At 69.9% G+C, this 5,266-nt stretch carries 5 protein-coding genes; 3 read left to right on the top strand and 2 right to left on the bottom strand.

Features of this window, described 5'->3' with window-relative positions; genetic code table 11:
- Positions 1 to 110: 110 nt before the first annotated feature.
- Positions 111 to 959: a mycofactocin radical SAM maturase gene (gene mftC / locus ACZ55U_RS38720; protein ID WP_465534280.1), complete on the top strand. Its 849-nt coding sequence runs from the start codon at positions 111 to 113 to the stop codon at positions 957 to 959.
- A 201-nt stretch (positions 960 to 1,160) separates the two neighbouring features.
- Here the strand turns inward: mftC and ACZ55U_RS38715 are convergent, their stop codons facing one another.
- Both ACZ55U_RS38715 and ACZ55U_RS38710 read right to left on the bottom strand, forming a co-directional pair.
- Entirely contained in the window at positions 1,161 to 2,147 is a 987-nt protein-coding gene (locus tag ACZ55U_RS38715) for a TauD/TfdA family dioxygenase (RefSeq protein WP_465534278.1), read from the bottom strand.
- A 156-nt stretch (positions 2,148 to 2,303) separates the two neighbouring features.
- A complete protein-coding gene (locus ACZ55U_RS38710) occupies positions 2,304 to 3,188 on the bottom strand; it encodes a TauD/TfdA family dioxygenase (protein WP_465534276.1) in 885 nt (294 codons plus the stop codon).
- A gap of 235 nt (positions 3,189 to 3,423) precedes the next feature.
- Between ACZ55U_RS38710 and ACZ55U_RS38705 the strand changes: the two genes are divergently transcribed.
- Both ACZ55U_RS38705 and ACZ55U_RS38700 read left to right on the top strand, forming a co-directional pair.
- Positions 3,424 to 3,642, top strand: coding sequence for an MbtH family protein (locus ACZ55U_RS38705; RefSeq protein WP_465534274.1), 219 nt, complete (start codon positions 3,424 to 3,426; stop codon positions 3,640 to 3,642).
- Positions 3,643 to 3,738: 96 nt separating this feature from the next.
- Positions 3,739 to 5,266 (top strand): condensation domain-containing protein (locus ACZ55U_RS38700; RefSeq protein ID WP_465534272.1); only part of this gene is annotated, 1,528 nt, incomplete at its 3' end.

Below are 5,266 nucleotides of genomic sequence, written 5' to 3'. Positions count from 1 at the left end.
AACGGCTCGCGACACTGGCCATGCACCCACCGGGACCGAGAGGTCACAACCCTACCGAAGAGGGCTGCAGAAGGGATGGTCCTCTAATGAGCGACTACGTGGACGTGTAGATCCCCCTGGACGGCGCGACCGCCGAGGTGAACGACGCCGTCCGGGGCGCGGGGTCGTTCGCCACCGCGGTCCGCGCGATGGAGAACCTGGCCGAGGCCGGCTTCCGTGGCTTCAAGATCAGTGTGGTGGTGACCCGGGAGAACGTCGGCCAGCTCGACGAGTTCGCCGCGCTCGCCGCCCGCTACGACGCCCAGCTGCGGATCACCCGGCTGCGCCCGTCCGGCCGCGGCGCGGAGGTCTGGGACCGCCTCCACCCCACCGCCGAGCAGCAGCGCGAGCTGTACGAGTGGCTGCTGGTGCACGGCGAGTCCGTCCTGACCGGCGACTCCTTCTTCCACCTGAACGCCCTCGGCTCCGGGCCGCTGCCGGGCCTCAACATGTGCGGCGCGGGCCGGGTGGTCGCCCTGATCGACCCGGTCGGCGACGTCTACGCCTGCCCGTTCGTGATCCACGAGCAGTTCCTGGCCGGCAACGTCCTGGAACCGGGCGGCTTCGCCGGGGTCTGGCGGGACTCGCCGCTGTTCCGGAGCCTGCGGGCGCCCCAGTCGGCGGGGGCCTGCGCGAGCTGCTCCGCCTACGACGCCTGCCGCGGCGGGTGCATGGCCGCCAAGCTCTTCACCGGTCTGCCGCTGGACGGTCCCGACCCCGAGTGCGTCCGCGGCCACGGCGACCTCGCCCTCACCACCGCCGGCGCGGTCCCCGCGCCCGCGCACGACCACTCCCGCCAGCGCCGCGCCCCCGTCCCCGTCACCATCGGCCGCCGCGGCGACGGCGTCGCGCCACCGACCGAGCCCCGCCCCTGTGACACCAGCCCGTTGGTGCCTGCCATTCACCCGGCCACCCGGTAGCCACCCGGGGACTGGAGAGGGCACGTGCGACCCCTGCCGCATGCCACCCGCTCCACCCCCCGGCACCCGCGCCCGGCCCTGCCGGTACTGCTCGCCGCCTCGCCGCCACCCGTCCGAGACGGGCAACCGGAGTGGAGCGCCAAGTGCGGCGCTTCACTCCGTAGCGTCCCGTCGGGCCTCTTACTGGTGTCCAGCCCGTGTTCAGCTGAGCACGTTCGTGTTGCCGGGCCGGTGCCCACGGGTGCGGCGCCGGTCCAGGTGCGCGAAGGTCCGGTGCAGCCACCGGTCGCGGCCGTCGTAGGTCGGCTTGAACGCGGTCCGACCGTGGATGGCCACCCTGTTGTCCACGAAGGCCATGTCGCCCGAGCTCAGCACCACCGACTGCGACACGGCGATGAACGCGTCCCGGAGGTGTTCGAGCGCGACCTTCCCCTCGTCGTCGACCGCATTGGTGACGTGGAAGTCCACCTGGACATTGGGGTCCTCGGGGTCACCGCTCAGCACCGCGTGCAGTGGAACGGAGTCGCCCCCGTGGAAGGACGGCGGCGGAGCCGTGGTGAACCGCCGGTCGTGCAAGACCGCCCGGACGTCCGCCGAAAGCAGCCCCAGGGCCCTGCGGATCGAGGACACGAGCGTCCCGGCTGTCCCGTCCTGGTCATGGCGCAGGCACAACAGCCCGACGTAGTCCGGCCTGTGCGGGTGGAAGGCGTTCTCCACGTGCAGTTCCAGCTGCTGGGAGCCGGCGTTGCTCTGGGACGTCTCCTTGCCCGGCACCGGAACCACGTTCTGCACCAGGGCGCCGGCCTTCTCCTCCCGGTAGGAGGCCAGCTCTCCGAGGTTCAGCGTGATCAGAACCGCGACCGCCGCCGGCACGGCCGCCGCACGCTCGACCGACTCCGGCACCATCGGGGTCGGCGGCAGGGCCGCCTCGTCAACAGGGAGGTTGCGCAGGAGGAGCGTCCCGCCCTCACCCGGATCATGCCGGTAGGCGCGCACCGCCTCTCGCAAACTGAGCGGAATCCGACTTGACAGTTCCCTCGCCGCGTCCACCCAGGCCGGATGATCAATGAGGGCGGGAGCGGTCGTCGCCAACCGTTCCGCCAGTTCGCGAAACTCGTCCCGCTCCACGTCGGACAGCGTCAGGGTGTGGGGCCCGGAAGTTGCAGCCTGACCCACCGTCGGCAGCATGCTGGTTTACCTCCTCGTCGGTGCGGCTCGCAGAGACCGTCTCGGCGGAGCCGTGGGCTGATCTGTGGTTGTGGGGCCGGACGCTCCAGCGCGCCCACGGATGGCGCGCAGTACCCGAACACGCGGCTCGCGTCCCCGTTCCTCCGGCCGGGCGGACTAGTCGGACATCGCGACGAGCACCCGGCGCCGACCGGTGAACGCCCTACGCCCATGGCCGACCAGGATGTTGTCGATCAGCAGCAGGTCGCCGGCACGCCAGTCGACGTCGACCGCGGCGTCCAGGCCACGGTCACGCACCTGGAGGACGTACTCCTCGGGAATCGGGCTGCCGTCGGCGAACGTGACGGACTGCGGCAGTTGGTCGGCGGGAACGACCTTCGCCAGTGCGGCCGCGTCCTCGCCCAGGGTGGCGGGGTGCCACTGGTCCGACTGATTGAACCAGACCTCTGTGTCCGTCACCGGGTGCCAAAGGGTGGACGGCCTCAGCTGGGTCACCCGCAGCGTGTCCCCGCGCAGCCACTCCCAGCCCGCCTCGGCCTCGGCGAGGAACCGCTCGACCTCCTCGCGGTCGTCGGTCTCGAAGGTCTGCTGCCAGCTCTTCCCCAGGCCCCGGCCCCCGTGCAGGTTCTGGGTGTAGCGCAGCCCCCCGGAGTAGGCCTCCCGGACCTCGTCGTCGAGCGAGGCGAGCCACCGGGCCCCGTCGACGACCGGCGTCGCGCCCCCGGTTTCCGCCGCGACATCGCAGAAGAAGAGAAGCCTGGACGGCCACCGGTGAGCGTAGGAGAGCTCATTGTGCATGGAAATGACGAACTCCGCCGGATACTCGGTCGAAGTGTAGACGTTCTGACCGACCTTGGTTCGCGGGGAATTCCCGTGCACATAGGCCAATCGATTGTCCAGCAATCGGTCCATAATCGGCCCGAGTGTCCGCTCCTCAACCCCGAACCCTCGGAACACCAGAGCCTTCTCCCTGCTCAGCAAGCCGGCGAGATCCTCCAGCGACTCCAGGTAAGTGTGGAGCCCGACGATACCCGGTTCCACCTGAGCATCTGCCGGAGTTATCTCCAGGGGCCTCCAGCCGTGACCGTCCTGACGCAAGGCCTACCCTCTCTTCACCTCGGTTCTCGGGACGCTGAGGCGCCCGCAAAATAACCTGCCGAGGGCTCCTATATTCCCTCTACATCCACCTCCTGGATCAATCGACGCTGCGATATAGAAGCCCTATAGCGCGCGTCCGCACAGTGAGCCCGATCAACTCTCACGATCTAGGAGTGACATGGCCGAGCAGAGCACCGACGCGCAGACCTACCTCGTGGTCCTCAACCACGAGGAGCAGTACTCGATCTGGTGGGCCGACCGCGAGATCCCGGACGGCTGGCGGTCGGAGGGCACCAGCGGCACCAAGGACGAGTGCCTGGCCCGGATCGAGGAGGTCTGGACCGACATGCGCCCCCTGAGCCTGCGCCTTCGGATGGCGGAGAGCGCCGCGAGCTGACGGCGCCACAGCCGGCCCCACGCCGTCGCGCGCGAGGCCGCCAGACCCACCTTTTGATCCGGAACCAGCAGCACACGGCCGTTGAGAGGAAGACACATGAGCACCGGCGACAAGCCGTCCGGCGGACAGGACAGGGACGAGCAGCGGGAGAAGCTGCTGCGGAGCTGGCTGTCCGGTCAGCGGGGCGGCCGCCGGTCGCTGGTGACGCGAGTCGACCGCGACCAGCCACTGCCGCTGTCGTTCGGACAGCAGCAGATGTGGTTCCTCCACCAGATGGAGCCCGACAGCCCCGAGTACCTCGTGCCGCTCGCGGCACGCCTGCGCGGCCGACTCGACCTCACGGCACTGCGCGCCGCCTGGGAGCAGGTCGTCGAGCGGCACGAGATCCTCCGCACCAGGTACACCCTGTCCGGGGAGGAGCCGGTCCAGGTCGTGGACGCGCCAGCGCCGTTGGAGCTCCCGGTCGTCGAGCTGTCCGAGGTTCCGGAGGACCAACGGGCGGATCGGGCCATGGAGCTGGCCCTGGAGGAGGTGTCCGTCCCGATCGACCTGGCGCGGGACTGGCCCGTGCGGGCCAAGCTGTTCGCCCTGTCGGCGGAGGACCACCTCCTTACAGTGACCTTCCACCACATCGCCTGCGACGCCTGGTCGATGGGCGTGTTCGCAAGCGAGCTGAGCCACTTCTACGCGGCGCACACCACCGGCCGCATCGTGGAACTGGACGCCCTCGACGTCCAGTACGCGGACTACGCCGCGTGGAACCGGCGGGAACTCACCGGTGAGAGCCTCGACCGCCAGCTCGCCTACTGGCGCGAACAACTGGCCGAGCTGCCTGTCCTCGAACTGCCCACCGACCGGCAGCGCCCCGCCAGGCGGGACCCGAGCGCTGACGGGATCGTCTTCGAGATCCCCGCCGAGCTGTCCGCACGCATCGGCACCCTGGCCGGCGAGAACGACGTCACCCGCTTCGTCGTCCTCCTCACCGCCTTCCAGATCCTGCTGTCGAAGTACACCGGGACCACCGACATCCCCGTCGGTGTGACGGTCTCCGGGCGCAACCGTCCCGAGCTCCAGAAACTCATCGGCTACGGCATCAACGTGCTGGTCGCCCGCGCCACCTGGAACGGTGATCCGTCGTTCACCCAGCTGCTCGGCGCGGGGCGCCGGACGGTCCTGGACGCGTACGACCACCAGTCCGTCCCCTTCGCCCGGCTGGTCGCCGAGCTCCAGCCCGAGCGTGACCTGTCCCGCAGCCCGCTCTACCAGGCCGACTTCATCATGCGCGAGCAGTCGGACAGCGCCCTGCGGCTACCGGGCGTGGCGGTCGAGCCACTGACGGGCGACCGGATCGTCAAGACCGACCTCACCCTGGACGTCGAGGACGTCCGCGACGGCGCCTTGAACGCCCGACTGCTCTTCGCCACCTCGCTCTTCGACCGGGCGACCATCAGCCGCATGGCGGAGCAGTACGTCCGTCTGCTCGACGGACTCACCACCAGGCCGGGAGCACCACTCTCCACGGTGGAGTTCCTGTCGGATGCGGAGCGTGAGCGGTTGCTGGTGGAGTGGGCCGCCGGCCCGGACACCCAGTGGCCCACCGGCACCACCATCGAACTCATCGAAC

The sequence above is a fragment of the Kitasatospora sp. NPDC034533 genome, from assembly GCF_055575155.1.
The sequence above is the reverse complement of the archived record's forward strand: the minus strand, read 5'-3'. Positions and strand labels throughout refer to the sequence as shown.

Bases quoted from the DNA above. Each gene is read 5' to 3' on its own strand.
- ACZ55U_RS38715 (WP_465534278.1), bottom strand. From the start codon at position 2,147: ATGCTGCCGACGGTGGGTCAGGCTGCAACTTCCGGGCCCCACACCCTG.
- ACZ55U_RS38705 (WP_465534274.1), top strand. From the start codon at position 3,424: ATGGCCGAGCAGAGCACCGACGCGCAGACCTACCTCGTGGTCCTCAAC.